General features: G+C 61.9%; 23 protein-coding genes and 2 pseudogenes. 18 read left to right on the forward strand and 7 right to left on the reverse strand.

What is annotated here, in order from left to right; translation table 11 throughout:
• Positions 1-18 precede the first annotated feature (18 nt).
• On the reverse strand, positions 19-1,035 hold the full coding sequence (locus M1D43_RS18645) for a substrate-binding domain-containing protein (RefSeq protein ID WP_010975206.1): 1,017 nt from the start codon (positions 1,033-1,035) through the stop codon (positions 19-21).
• 478 nt (positions 1,036-1,513) lie between these two features.
• On the opposite strand from M1D43_RS18645, the gene M1D43_RS18650 reads away from it, so the two are divergent.
• From M1D43_RS18650 to M1D43_RS18675, 6 genes are all read left to right on the forward strand, one after another.
• A complete protein-coding gene (locus tag M1D43_RS18650; protein ID WP_010975207.1) occupies positions 1,514-2,785 on the forward strand; it encodes an ABC transporter substrate-binding protein in 1,272 nt (423 codons plus the stop codon).
• A gap of 87 nt (positions 2,786-2,872) precedes the next feature.
• Positions 2,873-3,859 carry a carbohydrate ABC transporter permease gene (locus M1D43_RS18655; RefSeq protein ID WP_014527530.1) on the forward strand — a complete coding sequence of 329 codons (987 nt, stop codon included), beginning with the start codon at positions 2,873-2,875 and terminating at the stop codon, positions 3,857-3,859.
• Complete coding sequence (locus M1D43_RS18660) at positions 3,859-4,689, forward strand: carbohydrate ABC transporter permease (RefSeq protein WP_498814374.1); 831 nt, start codon at positions 3,859-3,861, stop codon at positions 4,687-4,689. The genes M1D43_RS18655 and M1D43_RS18660 overlap by 1 nt, the downstream gene beginning before the upstream one ends.
• Positions 4,690-4,698: 9 nt before the next feature.
• A complete protein-coding gene (locus M1D43_RS18665) occupies positions 4,699-5,727 on the forward strand; it encodes an ABC transporter ATP-binding protein (protein ID WP_498814375.1) in 1,029 nt (342 codons plus the stop codon).
• 192 nt (positions 5,728-5,919) lie between these two features.
• The gene (locus M1D43_RS18670; protein WP_014527529.1) at positions 5,920-6,705 is read left to right on the forward strand and encodes a ThuA domain-containing protein; all 786 of its coding nucleotides are present in this window, start codon (positions 5,920-5,922) and stop codon (positions 6,703-6,705) included.
• A gap of 11 nt (positions 6,706-6,716) precedes the next feature.
• A complete protein-coding gene (locus M1D43_RS18675) occupies positions 6,717-7,799 on the forward strand; it encodes a Gfo/Idh/MocA family protein (RefSeq protein ID WP_033050513.1) in 1,083 nt (360 codons plus the stop codon).
• Between the two features lie 212 nt (positions 7,800-8,011).
• Here M1D43_RS18675 and M1D43_RS18680 read toward each other — a convergent pair whose 3' ends face one another.
• Entirely contained in the window at positions 8,012-8,368 is a 357-nt protein-coding gene (locus M1D43_RS18680; protein WP_003525746.1) for an SPW repeat protein, read from the reverse strand.
• Between the two features lie 390 nt (positions 8,369-8,758).
• On the opposite strand from M1D43_RS18680, the gene M1D43_RS18685 reads away from it, so the two are divergent.
• The 3 genes and pseudogenes from M1D43_RS18685 (at position 8,759) to M1D43_RS18695 (ending at position 9,999) form a co-directional block, all read left to right on the forward strand.
• Positions 8,759-9,253 (forward strand): sulfatase-like hydrolase/transferase, encoded by a 495-nt coding sequence (locus tag M1D43_RS18685; RefSeq protein WP_107358434.1) that lies wholly within the window; start codon positions 8,759-8,761, stop codon positions 9,251-9,253.
• A pseudogene (locus M1D43_RS18690) lies at positions 9,141-9,467 on the forward strand (sulfatase-like hydrolase/transferase); the annotation flags it as partial. The gene M1D43_RS18685 and the pseudogene M1D43_RS18690, both read left to right, overlap by 113 nt.
• Complete coding sequence (locus tag M1D43_RS18695; RefSeq protein WP_498814504.1) at positions 9,448-9,999, forward strand: arylsulfatase; 552 nt, start codon at positions 9,448-9,450, stop codon at positions 9,997-9,999. The pseudogene M1D43_RS18690 and the gene M1D43_RS18695, both read left to right, overlap by 20 nt.
• A gap of 143 nt (positions 10,000-10,142) precedes the next feature.
• Here the strand turns inward: M1D43_RS18695 and M1D43_RS18700 are convergent, their stop codons facing one another.
• Positions 10,143-12,122 (reverse strand): BCCT family transporter, encoded by a 1,980-nt coding sequence (locus tag M1D43_RS18700; RefSeq protein WP_498814377.1) that lies wholly within the window; start codon positions 12,120-12,122, stop codon positions 10,143-10,145.
• A 355-nt stretch (positions 12,123-12,477) separates the two neighbouring features.
• Here M1D43_RS18700 and M1D43_RS18705 point away from each other — a divergent pair.
• From M1D43_RS18705 to M1D43_RS18720, 4 genes and pseudogenes are all read left to right on the forward strand, one after another.
• Positions 12,478-12,642, forward strand: a pseudogene (locus M1D43_RS18705) (DUF2950 family protein); the annotation flags it as partial.
• A gap of 191 nt (positions 12,643-12,833) precedes the next feature.
• Entirely contained in the window at positions 12,834-13,790 is a 957-nt protein-coding gene (locus M1D43_RS18710; RefSeq protein WP_015456587.1) for a formylglycine-generating enzyme family protein, read from the forward strand.
• 232 nt (positions 13,791-14,022) lie between these two features.
• Complete coding sequence (locus M1D43_RS18715; protein ID WP_014527525.1) at positions 14,023-15,291, forward strand: alpha/beta hydrolase; 1,269 nt, start codon at positions 14,023-14,025, stop codon at positions 15,289-15,291.
• Between the two features lie 49 nt (positions 15,292-15,340).
• Positions 15,341-16,132, forward strand: a complete 792-nt coding sequence (locus M1D43_RS18720) for a hypothetical protein (protein ID WP_010975217.1) — start codon at positions 15,341-15,343, stop codon at positions 16,130-16,132.
• A gap of 57 nt (positions 16,133-16,189) precedes the next feature.
• Here M1D43_RS18720 and M1D43_RS18725 read toward each other — a convergent pair whose 3' ends face one another.
• A complete protein-coding gene (locus M1D43_RS18725; RefSeq protein ID WP_014527524.1) occupies positions 16,190-16,783 on the reverse strand; it encodes a TetR/AcrR family transcriptional regulator in 594 nt (197 codons plus the stop codon).
• Positions 16,784-16,898: 115 nt separating this feature from the next.
• Between M1D43_RS18725 and M1D43_RS18730 the strand changes: the two genes are divergently transcribed.
• From M1D43_RS18730 to M1D43_RS18750, 5 genes are all read left to right on the forward strand, one after another.
• Positions 16,899-18,122 carry an MFS transporter gene (locus M1D43_RS18730; protein WP_010975219.1) on the forward strand — a complete coding sequence of 408 codons (1,224 nt, stop codon included), beginning with the start codon at positions 16,899-16,901 and terminating at the stop codon, positions 18,120-18,122.
• A gap of 88 nt (positions 18,123-18,210) precedes the next feature.
• Entirely contained in the window at positions 18,211-18,693 is a 483-nt protein-coding gene (locus M1D43_RS18735; protein WP_010975220.1) for a hypothetical protein, read from the forward strand.
• Positions 18,694-18,762: 69 nt separating this feature from the next.
• On the forward strand, positions 18,763-18,942 hold the full coding sequence (locus M1D43_RS18740; protein WP_010975221.1) for a hypothetical protein: 180 nt from the start codon (positions 18,763-18,765) through the stop codon (positions 18,940-18,942).
• A gap of 10 nt (positions 18,943-18,952) precedes the next feature.
• Positions 18,953-19,150: a hypothetical protein gene (locus tag M1D43_RS18745; RefSeq protein WP_013850036.1), complete on the forward strand. Its 198-nt coding sequence runs from the start codon at positions 18,953-18,955 to the stop codon at positions 19,148-19,150.
• Positions 19,147-19,332 (forward strand): hypothetical protein, encoded by a 186-nt coding sequence (locus M1D43_RS18750; protein WP_003525766.1) that lies wholly within the window; start codon positions 19,147-19,149, stop codon positions 19,330-19,332. The genes M1D43_RS18745 and M1D43_RS18750 overlap by 4 nt, the downstream gene beginning before the upstream one ends.
• 386 nt (positions 19,333-19,718) lie before the next feature.
• Here M1D43_RS18750 and M1D43_RS18755 read toward each other — a convergent pair whose 3' ends face one another.
• The 3 genes from M1D43_RS18755 to M1D43_RS18765 all read right to left on the reverse strand — a co-directional run bounded on the left by M1D43_RS18755 (position 19,719) and on the right by M1D43_RS18765 (position 23,625).
• Complete coding sequence (locus M1D43_RS18755) at positions 19,719-21,932, reverse strand: xanthine dehydrogenase family protein molybdopterin-binding subunit (protein WP_010975222.1); 2,214 nt, start codon at positions 21,930-21,932, stop codon at positions 19,719-19,721.
• A 1-nt stretch (position 21,933) separates the two neighbouring features.
• Positions 21,934-22,392, reverse strand: coding sequence for a (2Fe-2S)-binding protein (locus M1D43_RS18760; RefSeq protein WP_003525768.1), 459 nt, complete (start codon positions 22,390-22,392; stop codon positions 21,934-21,936).
• Positions 22,393-22,668: 276 nt separating this feature from the next.
• On the reverse strand, positions 22,669-23,625 hold the full coding sequence (locus tag M1D43_RS18765; RefSeq protein WP_010975223.1) for an AraC family transcriptional regulator: 957 nt from the start codon (positions 23,623-23,625) through the stop codon (positions 22,669-22,671).
• Positions 23,626-23,721: the final 96 nt, after the last annotated feature.

Below are 23,721 nucleotides of genomic sequence, written 5' to 3' on the forward strand. Positions count from 1 at the left end.
CCGACGGAATAAGGATGGTCAAGCTTCAGGCGCCGGACCGGTCGACTCGCGCAGGATAAGCTCGACCGGCCAGAGCTCGTGAATTTCCGTGGCCGGCCGTCCGGTAAGCAGTTGCAGGGTGAGGTCGGCCGAGCGCGCGCCGGCGGCGCGCAGGGACGACCGGCTCGTCGAAAGGGACGGGACCATGTTGTCGGCCGTGAGATAGGGAAAGACATCGTCATGTGCGATGACGGAGATGTCCTTTCCGACCACAAGGCCGACCGAACGCACGGCGCGATAGACGCCGAGCGCCGTCATCATCGAGCCGGCGACGAAGGCCGTCGGGCGGGGGGACTGCTCGAGGAAGGAACGGGCCGAGCGAAAACCGATCTCGTCGGTGAACTGGCCATGCGTGACGAGGCGCGGATCGAAGGGCAGCCCACGCTGTTCCAGCGCCTCGCGATAGCCCTTGTCGCGGTGGAGCGTGAAAGTGAGACCGTCGCGGCCGTTGATGAGTGCGATCCGTCTATGGCCGAGGTCTAGAAGGTGCGAGGTGGCGCGGCGGATCGCGCCTTCGTTGTCGATGTCGAGCCAGGCGTGCGGCACGTTGGTCTCGGAGCGGCCATGGACCAGAAAGGGAATGCCGAGCTTGTGGAGCAGCAGGATGCGCTCGTCGTTCGGCTTCGGTGAATGGATGATCACGGCGTCGACCCGTCCGCTCGTCGCCAGCCGGCTATAGAGCTGGAGCTCGGCTTTCATATCATGGTCGGCAACCGGGCTCACGAGAATGTCGATATCCTCGCTGTCCAGCCGTTCGGCCATGCCGCTCATGAATTCGGAGAACTGGAATTCGTTGCGACCCATAACGACGCCGATCGCGCCTGCGCGGCCCGTGACCAGGCGCACGGCGTTGATGTTCGGGCGGTAACCGAGGCGCACGGCCTCTTCGGCAACCCGCTTGCGCGTCTTCTCGCTGACCTCCGGATAGCCGCTCAGAGCACGGCTTACCGTCGTTGGAGAGAGCCCCAACTGTTTGGCGAATTCCTTGAGCTTCACTGTTCTTCCCTGCGCCCCTTCTGCGTATTGTCCTGGGATCGGCTCCGAAGCAAGTCACGCAGCAAATCGAGAAGCTGCATTCGCTCAATTTTGCGCGTCGAAGCGATGCGCAGCGCTGCAGACATTCGCGCCGGACTATACCCGGTTCGCCGGCACTCACAATCCACGCGTTTGCGTCGCTGGCACTGCCAGGATTTGATCGAAGGGGCTATCCGGGTACGATCCAAATCGTTTTAAATTCCTGTGGATGAAGTATTCTCGCAACCAGGTTCATCGCCGGGTCAGGTTGTGGGGCGGGCGCGCCGAGTTCCGACTAACATTCGGAATATACGATATAAAATCAGTAATGGCTACGGCGCTTACTTCCGGTGCAACCACGACTTGACAGCAGATTGGCCTTCTGACAGCTTCTGCCTACCCAAACCGTTTTCGAATTGCTGAGGAGCCTGCGGAACCGGGGGGAATTTTGGAGGGACCAATGAACGTGAAGCCTTTTGTAAGGACGCTGATTTCCTGCGCCGCGATCGCCGGCGCAATCGACCTTGCTGCCGCCGCCGAATTGTCTATGGCGGCCAATTCGACCGGCAAGAATCTGAGTTTTCTGCGGGACCAGATCGCCAGGTTCGAGAAGGAGACGGGTCACAAGGTCAACCTGGTGACCATGCCGGCTTCGAGCAGCGAGCAGTTCAGCCAGTATCGACTCTGGCTTGCCGCCGGGAACAAGGATGTCGATGTCTACCAGACGGACGTCATCTGGGCTCCGCAGCTCGCCGAGCAGTTCGTCGACCTGACCGAGGCGACGAAGGACGTGGTCGGCGAGCACTTCCCTTCGATCATCCAGTCGCAGACGGTCAACGGCAAGCTGGTCGCTCTGCCCTTCTACACCGACGCGCCGGCGCTTTATTACCGCAAAGACCTGCTCGACAAATACGGCAAGACGCCACCCAAGACCTGGGATGAACTGGCGGCGACGGCGAAGGAGGTTCAGGACAAGGAGCGTGCCGCCGGCAGTGCCGATATCTGGGGCTTCGTCTTTCAGGGCAATGCCTATGAGGGGCTCACCTGCAACGCGCTCGAGTGGATCAAGTCGTCCGGCGGCGGTCAGATCATCGAGCCCGACGGCACGATCTCCGTCAACAACGAAAAGGCGGCGGCGGCCGTCGAGAAAGTCAAGGAATGGATCGGCACGATCGCGCCCAAGGGCGTGCTTGCCTATCAGGAGGAGGAATCACGCGGCGTCTGGCAGACCGGCAACGCCGTTTTCATGCGTAACTGGCCCTATGCCTACGCCCTTGGCAACGGGGACGACAGCGCCGTAAAGGGCAAATTCGAAGTGGCCCCGCTTCCGGCCGCCACCGACGGCGATCAGCCGTCCTCGACACTCGGCGGATGGAACCTCGCGGTCTCGAAATATTCCGACGAGCAGGAGGCGGCGATCGCCTTCGTCAAGTTCCTGGGCTCGGCCGAAACCCAGAAGGTGCGTGCGATCGAGCTTTCGAACCTTCCGACGATCGCGGCGCTTTACGACGACCCGGAAGTCGCGGCGGCCCAGCCGTTCATGCCGCATTGGAAGCCTATCTTCCAGAGCGCCGTGCCGCGCCCCTCGGCCGTGGCAAAGGTGAAGTACAACGAAGTGTCCTCCAAGTTCTGGAGCGCCGTGCACAACACGCTTTCGGGTAACGGAACGGCGGCGGAGAATCTCGAGCTTCTCGAAGTCGAACTGACCGAACTCAAGGGCGACGCTTGGTAAAATCGCGAGACCCGGATGGCAGCTCTGCCGTCCGGGTCAGGATCAAACGGCACGGGCGGGACCCGAGCCAACCGGTAGGCTCACGTCATGACTGATCTCTCCCTCGCGGATCGGCCGGCTGCGCTTGCGCATGGCGGCAGGATAGGCTCGGACCTGCAGGCGCAACGGGTCCGTTCGGCCTGGCTCTTTCTCGCGCCAACCTTCCTCGTCCTGGCGCTCGTCGCCGGCTGGCCGCTCATCCGAACCATCTATTTCAGTTTCACCAACGCCTCGCTGACCAATCTATCGGGCGCCGAATTCGTCGGCTTCGCCAATTATCTCTCATGGATCACCCTGAAGAGCGGGCGGACGATTTACAGGGGCCTGCTTGCGGACCCCGCCTGGTGGAATGCGGTCTGGAACACGCTTAAATTCACGGTTCTTTCGGTTAGTATCGAAACGGCGCTGGGCCTTATCGTCGCTTTGGTACTCAACGCGCAGTTTCCCGGTCGCGGACTTGTCCGTGCCGCGATCCTGATCCCCTGGGCGATCCCGACCATCGTCTCCGCGAAAATGTGGGCCTGGATGCTCAACGACCAGTTCGGCATCCTCAACGACATGCTCATCGGCCTCGGCCTGATCGGCGAGAAGATCGCCTGGACCGCCAGCCCCGACACCGCCATGATCGCCGTATTGATCGTCGACGTCTGGAAGACGACGCCCTTCATGGCGCTCCTGATCCTCGCCGGGCTGCAAATGGTGCCGGGCGATATTTACGAAGCCGCCAAAATCGACGGCGTCCATCCGGTACGTGTCTTTTGGCGGGTCACCCTGCCGCTGATCCGGCCGGCGCTGATGGTCGCGGTCATCTTCCGCATGCTCGACGCGCTGCGCATTTTCGACCTCATCTACGTTCTGACGCCCAACAACGCACAGACCAAGACGATGTCGGTCATGGCGCGCGAAAACCTTTTCGATTTCGACAAGTTCGCCTATGGCGCGGCCGCCTCGACCATGCTGTTCCTGATCATCGCGACGATCACGATCCTCTACATGTGGCTCGGTCGTCTCAACTTGAGCGGAGGAGAACGCTGATGGTCGTCGCGATCGCAAAGCGGACGCCGTTTTATGCGCTGGTTGCCGTCATCATCCTCGTCGCCGTCTTTCCCTTCTATTACGCGATCCTGACGAGCCTGAAGTCCGGCACGGCACTGTTCCGCATCGACTACTGGCCGACGGATATTTCGCTCGCCAATTATGCAGGCATCTTTTCGCACGGGACCTTCGTGCGCAATCTCGGCAATTCGCTCCTCGTCGCCACGCTCGTGGTTGCCATATCGCTGCTTCTTGCCGTAACCGCAGCCTATGCGCTTGCCCGGGTACGCTTCCGCGGTCGCGGGCTGCTTCTCCTGACGATCCTGTCGGTCTCGATGTTCCCGCAGATCGCCGTTCTTGCAGGTCTCTTCGAGCTCATCCGCTTCGTCGGGATCTTCAACACGCCGCTCGCGCTCATCTTTTCCTACATGATCTTCACGCTGCCGTTCACGGTCTGGGTGCTGACCACCTTCATGCGGGATCTGCCGATCGAGATCGAAGAAGCGGCGATCGTCGACGGCGCTTCTCCCTGGGTGGTGATCACTCGTGTCTTCATGCCGCTGATGTGGCCGGCGCTTGTGACAACCGGGCTTCTCGCCTTCATCGCGGCGTGGAACGAGTTCCTCTTCGCACTGACATTCACCTCGTCGAACACGCAGCGCACCGTGCCGGTCGCGATCGCTCTGCTTTCAGGCGGCAGCCAGTTCGAGATCCCCTGGGGCAACATCATGGCGGCATCCGTGATCGTCACCGTGCCTCTCGTGGTCCTCGTGCTCATCTTTCAGCGGCGGATCATTTCCGGTCTCACGGCCGGCGGCGTCAAAGGATAGGAGAACAAGATGGCAGGGCTTCAATTGCGCGATATCCGCAAATCCTTCGGCGCCTTCGATGTGATCAAGGGCGTCAGCATGGAAATCAAGCCGGGCGAGTTCATGGTCTTCGTCGGCCCTTCCGGCTGCGGCAAGTCGACCCTCCTGAGACTGATCGCCGGGCTCGAGGAAATCACCTCCGGAACACTTGCCTTCGACGGCCAGATCGTCAATCAGCTGACGCCTTCGCGCCGCGGCATCGCCATGGTCTTTCAGTCCTATGCGCTCTATCCGCATATGACAGTCTACGAGAACATGGCCTTCGGCATGCAGCTTGCAGGCAAGGACAAGCAGCAGTGCCGCAAGCGGGTCGAGGCGGCGGCCGAAATGCTGCAGCTCACGCCCTATCTCGAACGCCTGCCGCGCCAGCTTTCGGGCGGGCAGCGCCAGCGCGTGGCGATCGGCCGGGCGATCGTTCGCGATCCCAAGGTCTTTCTGTTCGACGAGCCGCTTTCGAACCTCGACGCGGCGCTGCGTGTGGCCACGCGCCTCGAAATCGCCAAGCTTCACCGCAGCATGCACAAGACGACGATGATTTATGTGACTCACGATCAGGTTGAGGCGATGACGCTCGCCGACAGGATATGCGTTCTGAGGGACGGTCTCGTCGAGCAGATCGGCACGCCGCTGGAGCTTTACGAGACGCCGAATTCGGTGTTCGTCGCCGGCTTCATCGGTTCGCCGAAGATGAATTTCCTTTCCGGCGCCTTCGCAGAGCCATACAAGGCGGACACGATCGGCATCCGCGCGGAACACCTGGAGATCGATGAACAGGGAGGTGAGTGGAGTGGGACCGTGATCCATTCGGAGATGCTCGGTTCCGACAGCTATATTTATCTCGACATCGGGACCGGCGAGCCGGTGATCGTCCGCGAGAGCGGCATCGCCAAGCATCAGCCCGGGCAGACGATCAGGATCTCGCCGGCCGCCGGCCAGGTTCACCGCTTCGATGCGGGTGGCCGGGCGCTCGGACGGATGCAAATGCGGGGTGCGGCCTAGAACGCATCCACGCGATTTCGCTCGGAAGTCTCGGAAACAAGGCTGATCCGAAGGATTTCGGATCATTCCAAAGCCTCAAACGTTAGGGCGGGGACCCCGCGCGGTTTTCCCGGCCCGGCCCCGCGCCCACACTTCAAGTCACGGACAGTCGGCATCCGGCAGCGGATGCCCCAAATCACGAGGAGAATGACCTTGTCTATCAATGCCATCGTGTGGGGTGAAAACATCCACGAGCAGACGAATGCGGTGGTTCGGGAGATTTACCCGGACGGCATGCACAACACGATCGCAGCCGCACTCAATTCCGACCCGGGGATCGATGCGACGACGGCGACGCTGCAGGAGCCGGAACACGGGCTGAGCGAGACACGGCTCGCCGCCGCCGACGTGCTGCTGTGGTGGGGCCACAAGGATCATGGCGCCGTCGATGACGCCATCGTAGAGCGCGTCGCCAAACGCGTTTGGGAAGGCATGGGTCTAATCGTTCTCCATTCCGGCCATTTCTCCAAGGTGTTCAAGCGGCTGATGGGCACGCCCTGCGCGCTTAAATGGCGCGAGGCGGGAGAGCGCGAACGCGTCTGGGTCGTCAATCCGCGCCACCCGATCGCCGAAGGACTCGGTGAGAACTTCGTCATCGAGAACGAGGAGATGTATGGCGAGCAATTCTCGGTGCCGGAGCCGCTCGAGACGGTATTCATCTCCTGGTTTGCCGGCGGCGAAGTCTTCCGGTCGGGCCTCACCTGGCGGCGCGGCGCGGGCAATATCTTTTACTTCCGCCCCGGGCATGAGACTTACCCGACCTATCACGACGCGACCGTACACAAGGTGCTGCGGAACGCGGTGAAATGGGCGTATAACCCGCAGGGCACCTATAAGGCCATCCACGATGCGCCGAACGTCCCGGTGGAGAAGGCGCTGGAGCCGATCGTCGAGCGCGGCCCGAGACTGCACCGAGCCGGCGAGGCCGGATATCGATGAAGGGGACCCCCATGCGTTTGCTAATTCTCGGAACCGGCGGCATGGCCAACAGCCATGCGAAAGCCTTTGCTGAGATCGAAGGCGTCGAAATGGTCGGCGCCGTCGATGTGGACCCCTCCCGTGCCAAGGCATTCGCCGTCACGCACGGCATCGAAAACACCTTCACCTCTCTCGACGACGCGATCGCCTGGGGAGAATTCGACGCGGCCACCAACGTGACGCCCGACAAGGCGCATCACCCGACAACCTTGGCGCTCATCGCCGCCGGCAAGCATGTGCTGTGCGAAAAGCCGCTGGCCGAAAACTATGAGAAGGCCGCCGAGATGGCGGCCGCAGCCGAGCGGGCCGGCCTCGTCACCATGGTCAATCTGACCTATCGCAACGTCGCCCCGCTGCAGAAGGCGCGTGAACTCGTAGTCGCCGGTGAAATCGGACGGGTGCGGCATCTGGAGGCGTCCTATCTCCAGAGCTGGCTGGTGTCGCGTGCCTGGGGCGATTGGGCAAGCGAGTCGAAATGGCTATGGCGGCTGTCGACGAAACACGGATCGAATGGCGTGCTTGGCGACGTCGGCATCCACATTCTCGACTTCGCCGGCTACGGTGCCAACAGCTCGGTCGAGCGGGTATTTGCTCGCCTGAAAGCATTCGACAAGGCGCCCGACAACCGTATCGGCGAGTACGACCTCGACGCCAATGACAGCTTCGCCATGACGGCGGAGTTCGAAAACGGCGCGATGGCCGTGATTCATGCCAGCCGCTGGGCGACAGGCCATCTCAACGAGCTGAGGCTCAGGCTGCACGGCGACAGGGGAGCCCTGGAAGTGATCCATACGCCTGATGGCTCGAGCCTGCGCGGCTGCATGGGGCCCGATGTCGAAAAGGCCGTGTGGCGCACCGTCGATGCCGGCACTGTGCCCACCAACTACCAGCGCTTCGTCGAGGCGGTGAAGGCTGGCCGCACCGTCGAGCCGGGTTTCCGCCATGCCGCGGACCTCCAGAGAGTGCTCGATCTCGCCATCGAGACGGAGCGCTCACGCCGCGAACTCGGCGTGCCCGACATCGATGCGGTGGTGCAGGAACGCGCTGTGGGGTGAAGGCCGTAGGGTCGCAGGACTCCCGCGTGCCGCATTCAAACGATGCGGCGCGCTCTATTTGAATCGATCACGTTCATGACCTAGGTCGACCCGGCCTAATTCATCGCGAGCTAGAGCATTTCAACGTTTCATGGAAACACTGAAATGCTCGAACCATTTGATCCAACGCACTTCCGGATGGAAAGCCGTTACACACTTTTCCTGGAAGTGCTCTAGGCGTGCGAGTGGTGACGATAGTCCCAGACCGCCCAGGCTGCGATTGCGGCGACGAGCACGCCGAGAATGACGTGCGTCCACATCGCATTCACATTTCCCATGAAGCCGAGCAGCCAGGGAGAAACGATCAACCAAAGGCCGATTATCATATTGGCCCATTCCTCCCATTCGGCGAAGGCCGAAAGGGTTGCGACCGCAAGGGCGCCGAGCACGATGCCGGCGATCCAGGCGTTCCACGTCGGCGCGGCTTCAGCCGCAAAGCCGATGACCCAGGGAGAGAGGAACAGGCACGCTGCCAAGACCAGATTTGCCCAATCCTGGCTTCTTCTTCCTGCCATCAGAGTGTTGGGCATGAGAACCTCCACGTGTGAAGTTTGGCAAAGCGTCACCACTCGCGTGCAGCTTACGTTGCAACTCCGTTCGCTTCAGATCGCACGGTTCTGTAACGCTTTGAATTGCTGCCGTAATTTTACTCGCAAACCGCGGGTGTTTCAAGGAATCCGTCAAGATTCGGAGTTTTGCCGCCCGCTACGCCTTACGGCTTCCATAGAGCATAACTAGCTCTTGCGCCTTCGTGCGTCCATTCGGATGCTGTCGAAAATCAAAACGGCGGCGGAACGGCCGTCGTGTTGCCCCTAGGTCCAACTTTTCTCGCCGGATGCGTCGGCCGATAATTCTGGCGGGCTCCGAAGCGCGCGAACCCGCATGGCTTCGGACGCACAAATTTAATCGAGGAGTGAAGCATGGGCCTTCCACATGCTGAAAAGCGCAACAATGCGCAAGAATCCATCTCCATAGATCGTCGGAGCCTCCTTCTGGGAGGTACGACCCTTGCAGCGGCGGCTGCGGTGAACGGGCCCGTGGGCAGCGCGAAGGCTCAGGAGCAACCGGCGGCAGGCACCGGCAAGCCGCCGAACATCCTCGTCATCTTCGGTGACGACATCGGCATTCCGCAAAACAGCGCCTACACCATGGGCCCGATGGGTTATCGCACGCCCAACATCGATCGTATCGCCGCCGAGGGCTCGATTTTCACCGATGCCTATGGGCAGCAGAGCTGCACCGCAGGGCGCATCCTTCATTCTCGGCCAGGAACAGTTCCGCATGGGGCTGCTGACGATCGGCATGCCCGGCGACCCGCACGGCATACGGGACTGGATGCCCACCATCGCCGACGTCGTGAAGTCCAAGGGTTATGCGACCGGCCAGTTCGGCAAGAATCACCTGGGCGAGCGTGACGAGCACCTGCCGACGAACCACGGCTTCGACGAGTTCTTCGGGAACCTCTATCACCTGAATGCCGAAGAGGAGCCGGAAGGCTACTTCTATCCGAAGGACGAGGAATTCCGGAAGAACTTCGGGCCGCGCGGGAGTCATCGAATCGAGCGCGGACGGAAAGATCGAGGATACCGGAGCGCTCAACACAAAGCGCATGGAGACCGTCGACGCGAGTTCCTCGCTGCCGCGAAGGATTTCATCGAACGCCAAACGAAGGCCGACAAGCCGTTCTTCCGGCGACAAGGACTTCAAGGTCCATCTCGACGGCTACAACCTCACAGAACTGAAGGGCGAGGCCAAGGAACCGCCCCGCGAAGCGGTCTACTATTTCGACCAGGGCGGCAATCTGAATGCGATCCGGTGGAACGACTGGAAGCTCAGCTTTGCAATCAACAGTGAAGGCAACATCGCCACGGCCACCCGCGAGACCCCGAGCTGGGCCAACATCACAAATCTGAGAATGGATCCCTATGAGCGAGGTGCGAAAGAAGGCGGAGGAGCCATGGAGTTCATTGGCCGAAACATGTGGCTCCTGGTGCCGATCCAGGGCAAGATCAAGGAGTTCTCCCAGGACTTCGACCAGTATCCCCACCAGCCTGGCAGCACTCTGAACGCCAGCGGGATCAGCTATACGTGGCTGCAACAGCAGGCCGCGCTCAAGCGGCTCGGAGAGTTGGGAGAGTTGGAAAGCCTGGCGCCGCGTTGATGCACTTCGTCAGAGCCCGCTGCTACTTCCAATAGATGGACAATGCAAACGAGAAACGAGGATCGCATATTCCAGCCATATTGCGATCTTCGGGAAAGGCGGGGCTAAGCTCCGCCTTTCCTTTTCAGATTCCTGGCAATGTTCTATCGCTCTTCGGGCGAGGTCGCCAACAGCGAGGACTCCGGGGACCGTACGAAGCCCGTGTATCGTTCGAACTGAAACAGAACATCGTTGATGATCTGGTTGTCCGCCATTCCCATGATGTCATAGCCGCGGCTACCGTCCGAAAAGAAGGTGCGCGCCTCGTACCGGACATCTGCCACGGTTGCGTCATACGCGGTGAAGGCGGGAAGTTTGTGTTCCGACATCTGCACGCCATAGACGAAATCGCGATGGCCTTCGGCCGGAACAGTGAGGGTCAGTGCTCCCGTTTCGGCATCCCGACCGACTGAAGCCGGCCGAGACCGGCGCGTCAGTTCCCTTGCCACTGCCTCCAATACCGGAAGAACGGAAGCCTGCAGGAATTTCTCCACCGCCCGCCTATCCGGCGTGCTCAAGGTCATCGCCAGGCGCCGCTGCCAGGGCACACCGGACGCGGGATAGGCTCTTGGACCGAGCGATCCGGGTGATTGTGTGCGGGCAAGATCGGCCCGCATTCCGACGAATAGCGACCACACCAGAATGAGCATCACGAGGCTGAACGGCAGTGCCGTCGAGATCGTGGCGGATTGGAGTGCCGTCAGTCCGCCGGTGGAGAGCAGAACGGCCGCCACGATACCGCTGAGCGAACACCAGAAAATCCGCTGAAGAGCGGGTGTCGCCGTTTCTCCGCCGGATGCAATCGTGTCGATCACCAGCGAGCCGGAGTCGCTGGAGGTTACGAAGAATATGCTGACGAGCAGAACCGCGAGCGTCGAGGTTACCGCGGGCCACGGCAGATACTCGAAGAACTGGAAAAGGGCGACCGAAAGGTCCGCCTTCACGTCACGCGCCAGTTCGCCGTTGGCGATCGTCGTGTCCACGTAGATCGCCGTGTTTCCAAAAACGGTCATCCAGAGGAAAGTGAACATGGCGGGTACGAAGAGGACGGCGGTGACGAACTCTCTCACGGTACGCCCACGGGAAATGCGCGCGATGAACATGCCGACGAAGGGTGACCAGGAAATCCACCATGCCCAGTAGAACAGGGTCCAGCTGTCGATCCACGGCCGTGGCTCGTAGGCATAGATGTTGAAGGTTCGCAAAACCAGGCTATCGAGATAGAGACCGATGTTCTGGACGAAGTCGCGCATGAGCGTGCCCGTCGGCCCGACCACGAGCACGAAGAGCATCAGCAGTACTGCCAGGAACAGATTGGTCTCGCTGAGAATGCGGACACCCTTTTCGACGCCGGTGACCACCGAGATAGTCGCTATTGCCGTGACCACGGTCACGAGCAGGAGCTGGACGTAGATCGACTGGGGGATCCCCAACAGATAGTTCAGTCCGGAGTTTATCTGAAGGACGCCGAATCCGAGCGAGGTTGCGAGCCCGAACATGGTCCCGCAGATCGCGAATATATCCACGACATGTCCGATCGGCCCGTGAATGCCCTCCTTGAGGAGCGGGTAGAGGCCGGATCGGACGGTCAGGGGTAGATTGTAGCGGTAGCCGAAATAGGCGAGTGACAGCCCGACGACCGAGTATATCGCCCAGGCGTGCACCCCCCAATGGAAGAAGGTTACGCTCATTGCCTCGCGCTGGGCCGCGATGGTCAGGGGTTCGGCTTCCGGCGGCGAGGCAAAATGCGTCATCGGCTCGCCGACGGCAAAATACATGAGGCCAATGCCCATGCCGGCGGCAAACAGCATGGCGATCCAGGACAGGTACCTGAACTCGGGTTCTGAATCGTCCGGTCCGAGCTTCAACTCGCCGTAGCGGCTGAACGCCAGAAATAGCATCGAAAACAGAAAGACGGCCACCGAGAGCAGGTAGAGCCAACCGAACCCGGACAGGATCGCAGTCTGCATTCCGCTGAAAATCGATTCAGCTCTCTTTGGCGCAATCACACCTATCCCGACGAACAGAGCGATGACGGCCACCGAACCGACGAATACCGGCAAATTCACTTTGAAACGCTGCACTTGATGCAACCTCCCCACAGATTCTGCGCGCGAGAGCGGGACTAGGAAAAGGATGTGCGATCTCCCTCGAATCCCTTCCGGCATAGTAGCACGCCTAGCCGTTGAGCCGGTGAATCGACAAGAGACAACCCGGTTTTGCATTCCTCGAGTCACGGCATGGTCGGATTGAGGGGGAGCAAGGCGGGCTCACGTCGTCCGGGCGCCTTCTCCCCTCGCGCCAACCAGATCTTTCGTGCCCTTTTCAGCCCCGGAAGGAACAGGTCTCAGCGCACCGGCCGGGAAGAAGCCTCCGCAAGGCCGTAAAGCGCCCTCTGCCGGGCGTGGTAAACCTGCTGCGTCTCGGCGTCGGTTAGGCCTGGTTGCCTGGCCCGTGAGATATGGCGTTACCGGTGTGAAGACCTTCGTCGTCAATCGCAACGGCATCGTCTATGAGGCGGATCTCGGCGAGGACACCGAGAAGACTGCCGCCGCCATCCGCACGTTCAATCCGAACGACTACTGGGCGGTCGTCCAGGACTAGGAAGGGGGCATTCGAAGCAAAACGGTGCAGTACCGCGGCAACATCAGCGAATATTATGCTGCCGGCGGCCGGCTTGCCGAGCAGGTAAATGCGGACAAGACTGCCGGCCTGGTACAAGATGTCAGGGAGTGCACTGGCGTGGCGCTGCTCGGTGATGACGGCGCAGGAACTGGTTGCAGGGGAGATTGCCGATGCCTTCTTTGAACAGCGTGGTCGACCTTGAACCCGCGGCGGAGATGGTCTGGGTTCCCGGAGCGACCTTCATGATGGGGTCGAACGACCATTACCCGGAGGAAGCGCCCGTGCATCCGGTAACCGTCGACGGATTCTGGATCGATGTGACACCGGTAACGAACCGCCAGTTTCTCGAATTCGTAAATGCGACGGGGCATGTGACCTTCGCGGAAAGAAAGCCGCGCGCCGAAGACTATCCGGGCGCTCCGCCATCCAATCTAAGGGCCGGTTCGCTCGTCTTCACACCCCCGAAGCGACCGCTGCAGGGAACGGATATATCGCAGTGGTGGATATTCACGCTGGGTGCCAACTGGCGGCACCCGCTCGGGCGCAAGAGCAGCATCGGAGCGATTCTGGATCATCCGGTCGTCCATGTCGCTTACAGCGACGCAAAGGCCTATGCCGAATGGGCCGGCAAGGACCTCCCGACCGAGACCGAGTGGGAGCTGGCGGCCCGCGGCGGCCTCGATGGGGCTGAATTTTCCTGGGGCGGCGAGCTTGCGCCGGGCGGAAATCACATGGCCAATACTTGGCAGGGAAGTTTTCCGGTCGAGAATTCTATGGACGATGGTTTCGCGCGAACATCGCCGGTCAGATTTTACCCGCCGAACGGCTACGGCCTCTACGACATGATCGGCAATGTGTGGGAGTGGACCACGGATTACTGGTCCGTGCGCCACCCGGAAGCGGCCGCCAAGCCTTGCTGCATTCCGAGCAATCCCCGCAATGCCGATGCCGATGCGAGTATCGATCCGGCGGCGAGCGTGAAAGTTCCGCGCCGGGTGCTCAAGGGTGGATCGCATCTCTGCGCGCCGAACTACTGCCGGCGGTACCGCCCTGCGGCGAGGCACGCCCAGGAAATCGACACGACGACCAGCCATGTCGGTTTCCGATGTGTCAGGCGCGTTCGATAAGAGCGGGATGGATGAAGAAAGGCGTGCTAGTTTCCTCGTCCCGCTCTATCCAGAAAGGGTTACGGTTAAAGGAAACGTGCAGTAGGTTGCAGAGGGGATAGGTAGCGTTCCGGTGCGATTCGTTCGTCCTCGATTGGTCGCTTCGGGGATGGCGTCGAACGGCCGCACGCAGGCGAGCGTGGGCCGGAGTGGAGTGGGGGCGCGACGGCGTCCGAATTTTGTGAGGCGTGGTTTGAGTGACGTAAGCTCGCGCGGCGACGGGTTCCGTGTAGCCAAGGCCGGGGGATCGGCCTTATCGGCGCTTCTCGCGCTCGCTCTGTTGGCGGGTTGCGGGGGTCACCCTAAAGGCGTCATGACTCCGGTGGCTCTGGCGCAGCCGTCGAACACCTCGCAGGTCGACATGCTGGTGGCGACCACGCGCCAGCCCTCGGGCGACCCGGCGACCCTGTTTTCGGGAGAGCGCAGCCCGACGCTTTCGATGACCGATGTGGCGGTTTCGATCCCGCCGGACTCGCGCCGCGCGCCGGGCACGGTGCAGTGGCCGCGCAAGCTGCCACCCAATCCGGAAACCGATTTCGCCGTCACGCGCGTGCGCGAAATGGCATCGGAAGACGAGGCGCGCACCTGGTTCCGCGCCCATAACAAGGACGGCCATGTGCTTCTTTTCGTGCATGGCTTCAACAACCGCTATGAGGACGGCGTCTTCCGGCTGGCCCAGATTGTCCATGATTCCGGTGCGCAGGCGACACCTATGCTGTTCACCTGGCCGTCGCGTGCGCGGGTGTTCGACTATAATTACGACAAGGAGAGCACCAACTATTCGCGCACCGCGCTCGAGGATACGCTGCGCACGCTGGCAAATGCCCCGAACGTCAAGGACGTCACCATCCTTGCCCATTCTATGGGAACCTGGCTGACGATGGAGGCGCTGCGCCAGATGGGAATTCGCGACGGGAAGATCGCGCCGAAGATCGAGAACGTGATTCTCGCTTCGCCCGACATCGACCTCGACGTCTTCGCCAAGCAGTGGACCGATATGGGCGATGAACGGCCGAAATTTACGATCTTCGTCTCGCAGGACGACCGGGCGCTGGCGCTTTCGCGACTGATCTCGGGGGATGTCTCGCGGCTCGGCGCGATCGACCCCAGCGCCGAACCCTATCGCACGCAGCTAGAGACAGCCGGCATTACTGCGATCGACCTCACCAAGGTCGAGACGGATGACGGCTTGCACCACGGCAAGTTCGCTGAGAGCCCCGAGATCGTGCAACTAATCGGGCAGCGGATCATCAAGGGGCAGACGCTGACCGACTCCGAGATCACTTTGGGCGAAGGGATCACCGCCGTCGTCGCCGGCACGGCCAAGAATGTCGGCACCGTCGCGGCTGCCACGATCACCGCGCCGGTCACCATAATCGAAGGCCGCGGCACGCCGCCGAAGCAAGTCCGGCTGAACGAAACCCTCGCCAGTGACGAACGCTCTCAACGTGCAGTGCCATAGGAGCCGCAAACAAGCCTGGCTGTGCCGGCAAATATTATCGGAGGATAGCATGACGTCTTGGCTCGTTCGAAATCTGGCATTTGCCGCAAGCTGCCTGCTCGGAAGCAGCGCCTTGGCGGCGGACATATATTCGCCGATGACGCCGCAGGCGCGGGAAATCACGACGGAGAGCGGCTGGACGTTTTCCTTCGCCCCCTATTTCTGGGCCGCTGGCCTTTCGGGCGATATCGGCCAGTTCGGTCTGTCCGCCGTCGATGTGGACGCGAGTTTCAGCGACGTCTTCGACCATCTGGATTTCGCTTTGATGGCCACGGCGGAGGCACGCAACGGACCGTACAGCATCTTCGGTGACGCGATATACATCAAACTGTCGGGTCAGGGCGCGACGCCGAGGGGTTTCCTTGCGGACGATGTCGAGCTTGCGACCGAAACATTCGCGGGACTGCTTGGGGCCGGTTACGCGATTTACGATGATGGCTCCTCTCGGCTCGACATTGTCGGCGGCCTGCGCGTGTGGTCCGTCGAGAGCGAGCTCTCCATCAGCGGTGGCGCTCTCGGTACACGGTCGAGAACCGACGATGCGGCCTGGGTGGACGGGATGGCAGGTTTTCGCGGCACCTACTCGATCACTCCGGAAATCTATCTGACCGGATGGGGGCTTGTCGGGGCCGGTGGCGCGGATCTCGACTGGGACGTCGCCGCAGCGATCGGCTACCGGTTCAGCGACACGGTTTCGGCGGTCGCCGGCTACCGCGCGCTTGGCGTCGACTACAGCGATGATGGCTTTGTCTTCGACGTGGTCGAGCAGGGACCGATCCTGGGGCTGGTGGTGCGCTTCTAAACCAATATCACGGAAGGCAAGCGTCGTGAATCTTGATGCGTCACCGGTTGCGACGCATCAATCCTTCGCTGTCCTCAGGCCGTCGAGCAGGGCCCGGAAGCCTTCCACGGCCTTGTGCGAGGTTTCCTGCGGGTCGTCGGAATTGGCGATCCACAGCGCTGCGTGGCTGCTCGCGCCATTGATCAGACGGGCGGCCGCTTCAGTGTCGATATCGATGACCTCACCATCGGCCTTGAGCCGGTCCAGGCTTCCCGCCAGCGCTGCAATGCAACCTTCGGTCATTTGCCATTGCGATATGTCCCCGAGTACGGCAGGGCCGTCACGGAACATGATGCGCTGGATCTCCGGCTCGAGTGCCATGCGGATATAGGCGACGCACTCGTCGACGAACCCTTGCCAGCGTGTTGGTGCTTCCGACGATACCTTGTTCAGGCGTGCCGTCATCTCGGCGTCGATCTCCCTGATCACTGCCTGCAGAAGCCCCTTTTTGTCGCCGAAGTGATGATAGAGCGCGCCACGGGTCAACCCGGCTTCGGCAGTGAAATCGTCCATAGACGATTCCGCAAACCCGACGGTGCCGAAGGCGCGCCGGGCGGCCGCGATCAGTTTTGCGCGGGTCTCGGCGATCATTTCGCTGCGCGGCTTGTTCATCATGTCTCCTGCTTGCATACGCCGCGTATTTTATTTGACATACGCGGCGTATGCAACTAATTAGATTCCATACGCCGCGTATGTCATTCTGCACAAGTTTTCCAAGGAGCGTCTCATGTCCAATCCATACGGAGAAATATTCAGGGCTCCAGGAGCCAAGGGCTTTTCGGCAGCCGGCTTCTTCGCACGCCTTCCGATAGCGATGGCCCCTATCGGCATCGTCGCGATGCTGTCCCAGACCCACGGCGAATACTGGCTTGCAGGTGCGGTGTCGGCGACTTTCGCTCTCACCAATGCGCTCGTTGCCCCGCAGATATCCCGTCTGGTCGATCGCGTCGGCCAGACGGCCGTGGTCGTTCCGACAACGATCATATCGGTTCTTGCGTTCCTGGTGTTGATCCTTGCAGCCAATCGGGACTGGCCGGCATGGACGCTGTTCGCCTCGGCTTTCCTCGCCGCCGCGATGCCGAGCATACCCGCCCTGGTCCGTGCCCGCTGGACCGAGATATTCCGCAACCGTCCGGAGCTGAACACCGCCTTCGCCTTCGAGTCTTCGGCAGACGAACTGGTCTATATTGCCGGCGCGTCGCTGTCGGTGGGTTTGGCGGTAGTTATGTTTCCTGAAGCCGGCATGCTGATCAGCACGATCTTCCTTGCCCTCGGGACGGCAGCTTTTATCCTCCAGCGCTCGACGGAGCCGAAGGTGCGCCCGTTGGAGGCCGGGGTCTCGCGAGCGTCGGCGATCCGCCAACGACCGGTGCAGATTATCACACTCGCCCTCATCTTTGTGGGCTCGATCTTCGCGACTGCGGAAGTCAGCGCCGTAGCGATCACGAAAGAGCTCGGCCAGCCGCAGGCAGCGAGCCTCGTCATCGGCGTCTATGCGGTGGGCTCGTTCCTGGTGGGCCTGGCGCTTGGGGCCCTGAACCCAACGATGCCTCTGCACAGGCAGCTTCTGATCGCCGTAAGCGTCATTGCCATCACGTCGGTGCCCCTCCTCCTCGCCGACACCGTGCCTCTCCTTGCTTTGGCGGTTTTCGTAAGCGGCATCGCCATTTCGCCGACCTTCATCACTGCTTTCGGCCTGATCGAGCGCCGCGTACCGGAGTCGATGCTTACGGAAGGTGTCACCTGGGTGATGACCGGTATCGGCATCGGCATGGCGCTCGGTGCATTCGTCTCCGGTTGGGTCGTAGACAATTTCGGTGCGCAGAACGGCTTCTGGGTATCCGTGGCGGCCGGGACAGCGACCGTTGCGACCATAGCGATGGGCCAGCGTAGCCTTGCCGGCCACAAAGGGGCGTCAGTAGCGGGAAGCATTCCGCAACCGGCCGAGTAGCGGCACCTCCGCCGACCTTCGGCGGGTCGGAACAAACAGGCGGACCGCCGGTTCATCCGTCGGCCCGTCACCACGAGAGGAGAAACCGATGGCGCGTGGATCACTCATTGCTGTAAGCGGATTATTCGCCGGTCTTGCCGCGGTGGCGGCGCTGACCGTCTCGGCCGAGCGCCGGAATGAAAGTCCCTGGCGGCCGATCAACGCGACGAGCCACTGGATACACGGCCGTCGAGCCGGTTCGCAGTCGCGTCTCGACCTCGCGCACACCGGCACCGGCTTCGTGACGCATATGCTTGCCTCACTCTGGTGGGCGCTGCCGTTCTCCGCCATGGTCGGACGAAGCGCGCGGCCTTCGCCGCAGCGGGTGATTGCCGCCGCCTTCGGCACCACCGTGCTGGCAGCCCTTGTCGACTATGGGCTGGTACCGAAGCGTCTTACGCCCGGCTGGGAACTCGCCCTGCCGAAGTCCGACCTGGCGGCGGCCTATATGGCCATGGGTATCGGCCTGGCGTTGGGCGCATCCCTGCATGGCGCAGCGGCGGCGCGCGGCCAGGAACATCCTCCGGTCTGACCGGTTAGACCGGGTGCCAGCAAGACGTCGGTATCGAAACGCGACGACACATGCGTGAGGAGATCCCCAATGAGCAGCCGACCACCGCCAATCCCTCCGGACAATCGCAGCGACAAGGGAACAGGAGAGCCTGGAACCGTGTCGGCCGAGTCGAAGAAGCCGGACGTGGCCGAGAACCCCGAGAAGAAGGGCCAGCAGGGCAACACGAAGGTCAATACGACCCATCAAGGCTACCAACAGGACAGATGAGGCAGAGCGCATGTCCACATCCAAGAAGACGCCAGCAAGTATCCGCCAGGGCGGTCCGGGAGCCTCGCACGAAAATGCAAAGGAGCCGCTGGAAATACCAAAGCCGCCAGCCGACTCCGAGCGCCGCACGCGCAGCAAGGTTTCCGGCGGCGGAGGCGAGCCTGACCGCCACCACAGTCACGACGCGAGGCGCAAGGGCGGGCATTGACCATCGCCACTGCCTCGGATGAACAATTCCTCATCGCAGGCGTTCTGCTTGACCCGCAACGGGTGGAGGAGTTCGCCATGCGACGCGGTTTGCGCCATCACCCAATGGTCGACCTGATCGTGTTCATCGCTGCCGTCGGGCTGGTTTCGGCGATCATGGTCGTGTCTCTCTTCTTCGGCTGAGCATGTCGCGACGGCAGAACGACGCATTGTCTGCTGCCGCTGCATGACGTCGCTGCGGAGGAGGCACTTTCCGCAGCGACGGCGGCGCCCCCGGGGAGGGGAGGAGGGAGGGACGCCGCCCGGGTCGATTCCGGCATAGCGGAGGGGACAAGAGCCGACCCGTTCTTCTGGACAAGCCGCTTTGGGTAAAGCGACGGCGCCTAACACTCTGCGCCGCGGATGGTTCCGAGAAATACATGCCAAACGGCAATTCTGTTTCTGCCCCGGTCCGCTGGGGAAGAATGCCGGCCGCCTGCAGCGCCGCGCGTCTTGTCGCGCAAAGCGCTGTTTTTGCCCTTTAACCGGCCACGATTAAAGGAAACATGCAGTAGGCGGCCGGCACGCGCTCAGGCGTTGAGCGATTTCGCGAAGGGCATGACGCGGATCCGCTTGCCGAGCGCCTTGAAGGCGGCATTGGCAACCGCAGGGCCGATCGGCGGAACGCCGGGCTCGCCGATCCCCGAAGGCGGATTGGCGGAGGCGACGATATGAACCTCCACCTTCGGCATCGCATCGATCCTGAGTGGTGTGTACATGTCGAAGTTCCCCTGATCGACCTTGCCGTCGGTCAGCGTGATTTCCTCACCCAGGATGGCGCTCAGCCCGAAGCCGATACCGCCCTCGACCTGAGCGCGGACCTGATCCGGATTGATCGCGAGACCACAATCGACGGCAGCCACGACGCGCTCGACCTTGATACCGTCGCCATCGACGGAGACCTCGGCGATCTGTGCCACAACCGAACCGAAGCTCTCGGCGACGGCGACGCCCCGGAAGCGGCCTTCGGGCAAGGGCTTCTGCCATTCGGCCTTCTCCGCTGCGAGCTTGAGAACGGTCGCATGGCGCGAGTCCGGCTCCAGCATCGACAGTCGGAACTCGAGCGGATCCCGTCCCGCAGCCTCGGCAACCTCGTCCAGAAAGGCTTCGGCTGCGAATGCGGTGTGTGTCGAGCCGACGGAGCGCCACCAGAGAACCGGGACGCGGACGTCGGTGGTCGTGAGGCCGACGGTCTGATTCGCAATGGCATAGGGGAGGTTGTTGGCGCCCTCCACCGAGGTTGGGTCTACCCCGTTCTGGACCATGCCGTCCCAGGCCGTTTTCGCCATGATCGACTGGCCGACGATGTGATCGCTCCAGGCGACGAGCTTCCCGGCTTCGTCGATCCCGGCCTTCAGCCGATGCACATAGGCCGGACGATACCGGCCCGCGCGGGTGTCTTCCTCCCGCGTCCACTGCACCTTGACCGGTGCGCGGAAGCCGAGGGCCTTCGCCACATGGACGGCCTCTACCACGACATCGCCGTCGAATACCGCACGCCGCCCGAAGCTGCCGCCGGTCTTCATGACGTTGAGCCGGACCTTTTCGACCGGCACTCCGGCAATCTCGCTGGCGAGGTTCTGGTACACGTCGGGGAGCTGGTGCCCGCCCCAGATCTCGATCGTGCCGTCGTCGTTCCTGCGCGCGACCGCGTTCAGGGGTTCCAGGGCAGCATGCGCGAGATAGGGGAACTCGAACGTCGCTTCGATGACTTTTGCCGCCGATGTGAATGCGGCGTCGGTGTCCCCGTCCTTGCGCGCGAATGCGGCCGGCGACTTGCCGGCAAGATCGCGATAGGTGGACATCAGCTCGGGCGTTCCGCGCTTTTCGGCGCCCGTCTCGTCCCACTCAACCGTGACTGCCTCGCGGCCTTTGATCGCGGCCCACATATGCTCGCCGACCACGGCGATGCCGCGGGGCGTTTCCACCACGTCGACCACGCCCTTGATCGCACGGGCAGCGGAAGCATCGAAGGACTTCGCCTTCGCGCCGAAGAGAGGCGGGTGGATCATCACCGCTGTCAGCATTCCGGGGAGCTTGACGTCGATGGTGTATTGCTCGGTTCCGTTTGCCTTTCGGGCACTGTCGAAGCGCTTCAGTTCGTCATTGCCGATAAGTTTCCAGTCTCCCGGCTCCTTGAGCTTCACGTCGGCCGGCACCGGCATGGTGGCCGCCTTGGCTGCAAACGCGCCGAAACCGCCGCTCTTGCCGGATGGATGCGAAAGAACGCCGTTCTCGACCGCGATCTCGGCCGCGTCGACGCCCCATTCCGCTGCAGCGGCAGCAACCAGCATCGCCCGGGCGGCGGCACCTGCCCTGCGATAGCGCTCCCAGGAGGTGGACATGGAGGTCGACCCTCCCGTGCCCTGCATCGTGCCGCCGAAGGCGATATTGCCGTAAGCCTTGATATTGCCGGCGGCTCCGATGACGTCGATCGCGGACCAATCCGAGTCGAGTTCCTCCGCCACCAGCGTGGCAATGCCGTTATAAGAGCCCTGGCCCATCTCGAACTGAGACGAGAGAACGGTGACCTTTCCGTCCCCGCCGATGGTCAGGTATGGGGAAAATGCGTGTGAGCCGCTCTCCGTTGCCGCCTCGCCCGCCAGTGCCGGCGACGCGGACAGGATCCGGTACCCGATTGCGACGCCGGTGCCGGCCGCAAGCGCACCGAGCAGGAATTGCCGCCGCGACGCTTCGGCCCGGGCGACGGGAAGGGTGATCGATTGCATCAGTTTCGGTATCATGTCAGGCCTCCAGGCGCTTCGCGGCTTCGTGAATGCCCGCGCGGATACGATGATAGGTGGCGCACCGACAGAGATTGCCGGACATGGCGGCGTCGATGTCCGCGTCGGTTGGTTTGGGATTGTTGGCCAGAAGGTCCGTTGCGGACATGATCTGGCCGGACTGACAGTAGCCGCATTGCGGAACGTCGAGATCGGCCCAGACGGCCTGTACCGTCTCGGCAACCTTGCCCTTCAGGCCCTCGACCGTCGTCACCTCGGCGCCTTCGATGTCGCCGATGAAGGTTTGACAGGACCGAGTGGGTGAACCGTCGACATAAACCGTGCAGGCGCCGCATTGCGCCATTCCGCAGCCGAACTTCGTGCCCGTCAACCCGACAAGGTCGCGGATCGCCCAGAGAAGCGGCATATCCGCCTCGGCCTCTATCTTGTGTTCGACGCCGTTGATCTTAACAGTCACCATGGTGCTCTCCTCGCGTTTCGGCGCGTGGATGCGGGACGCCGCTGCCACATGCCGGACTGCCGATGGCGCGGATGTGGAAAGGTCTTCCACCCACATTCCGCTCAAACTATTGGATTCGATCGCGGTCATGATTCAGGGCAACCTGATCTAAGACCATGAACGAGACCTGGAGCTTAGAAGACCATTCGCCGAGCTGATAGATTCAATCCTGCCGAATTATTGCCCATTACTGCCAGGTTAACGGGATCGTGATCATCCCGCCGGGTGGGACAGCAATCAGCCTGCGGAGTTCCGCCTGGTCGAATCGTTGGAATTCAGAATCGCCCGGATGTCGCGCAGCGGCGGATGGCCGAATGCCCGGCGATACTCCCGGTTGAACTGAGTCGGGCTCTCGTAGCCGACCTGCAGCGCCGCCGTCGCCGCATCGAGCGACTTGGAAAGCATCAGTTCCCGTGCGTGATGCAGTCGCAGATGCTTCTGGAACTGCAGCGGGCTCATTGCGGTCATCGCACGGAAGTGATGGTGCAGCGTGGAGACGCCCATATTGGCGATCTCGGCGAGTTCTTCCACGCGAAGCGGTTTGGTGTAGTTTTCCTTCAACCATAGGACCGCCTTGGCGACGCGGTTGCTGTGCGTGCCCGCGAGCGCGAAGCGCCGCAGCCGCGCGCCCTGCTCGCCGGTGAGAAGCCGATAGAGGATCTCGTTCTGGATATGGCCGGCCAGGAACGGAATGTCGGCCGGCGAGCTCGCAAGCGAAATCAGCCGGAACAGGGCGTCGAAGAGCTCGCGCGTCGCGGTACCGACAGCCACACCAAGGTCGCGTTCGGGAATGTCGGTCGGGTGTATGTCGTGATCAGCAATGATGCGCCGCACTTTTCCCATGTCCAGCCGCAAGGCGGCTGCGACATAGGGCTCCCCTTCGCTCGCTGCGCAGATCTGCGCAGTTACGGGAACCCCGATGGCGGTCAGGAAGAAGCAGCCTTCATCGTAGACGAGCGTCTCGTTGCCGACGCGGACATTCTTGCTGCCCTTGATGATGAAGGAGAGGCTCGGCTCGTATACGCTCGAAAAGGGGCCCGCCGGCTCGACGATGCGATAGAGCGACAGGCCTGGAACGGGATGCGCGAAGGAAAGCCCGTCCCAGGGCAATTTCGACAGCCTGTCGAGAATCTGCGCGCGCAGGGCTGCGGTCTCTTCGCGCAAGTCCTTCTGCGGGAACATGATCGTGCTCATTCTGCTCCTGCCTCTCTGTGTCCTTTTATGTAGATCGAACCCGATCACATTATCACATTATTCTGATCTCGACAGAATTGGGCAAGAGTAGCCGAT

It is taken from the genome of Ensifer sp. R1-3, from assembly GCF_056739175.1.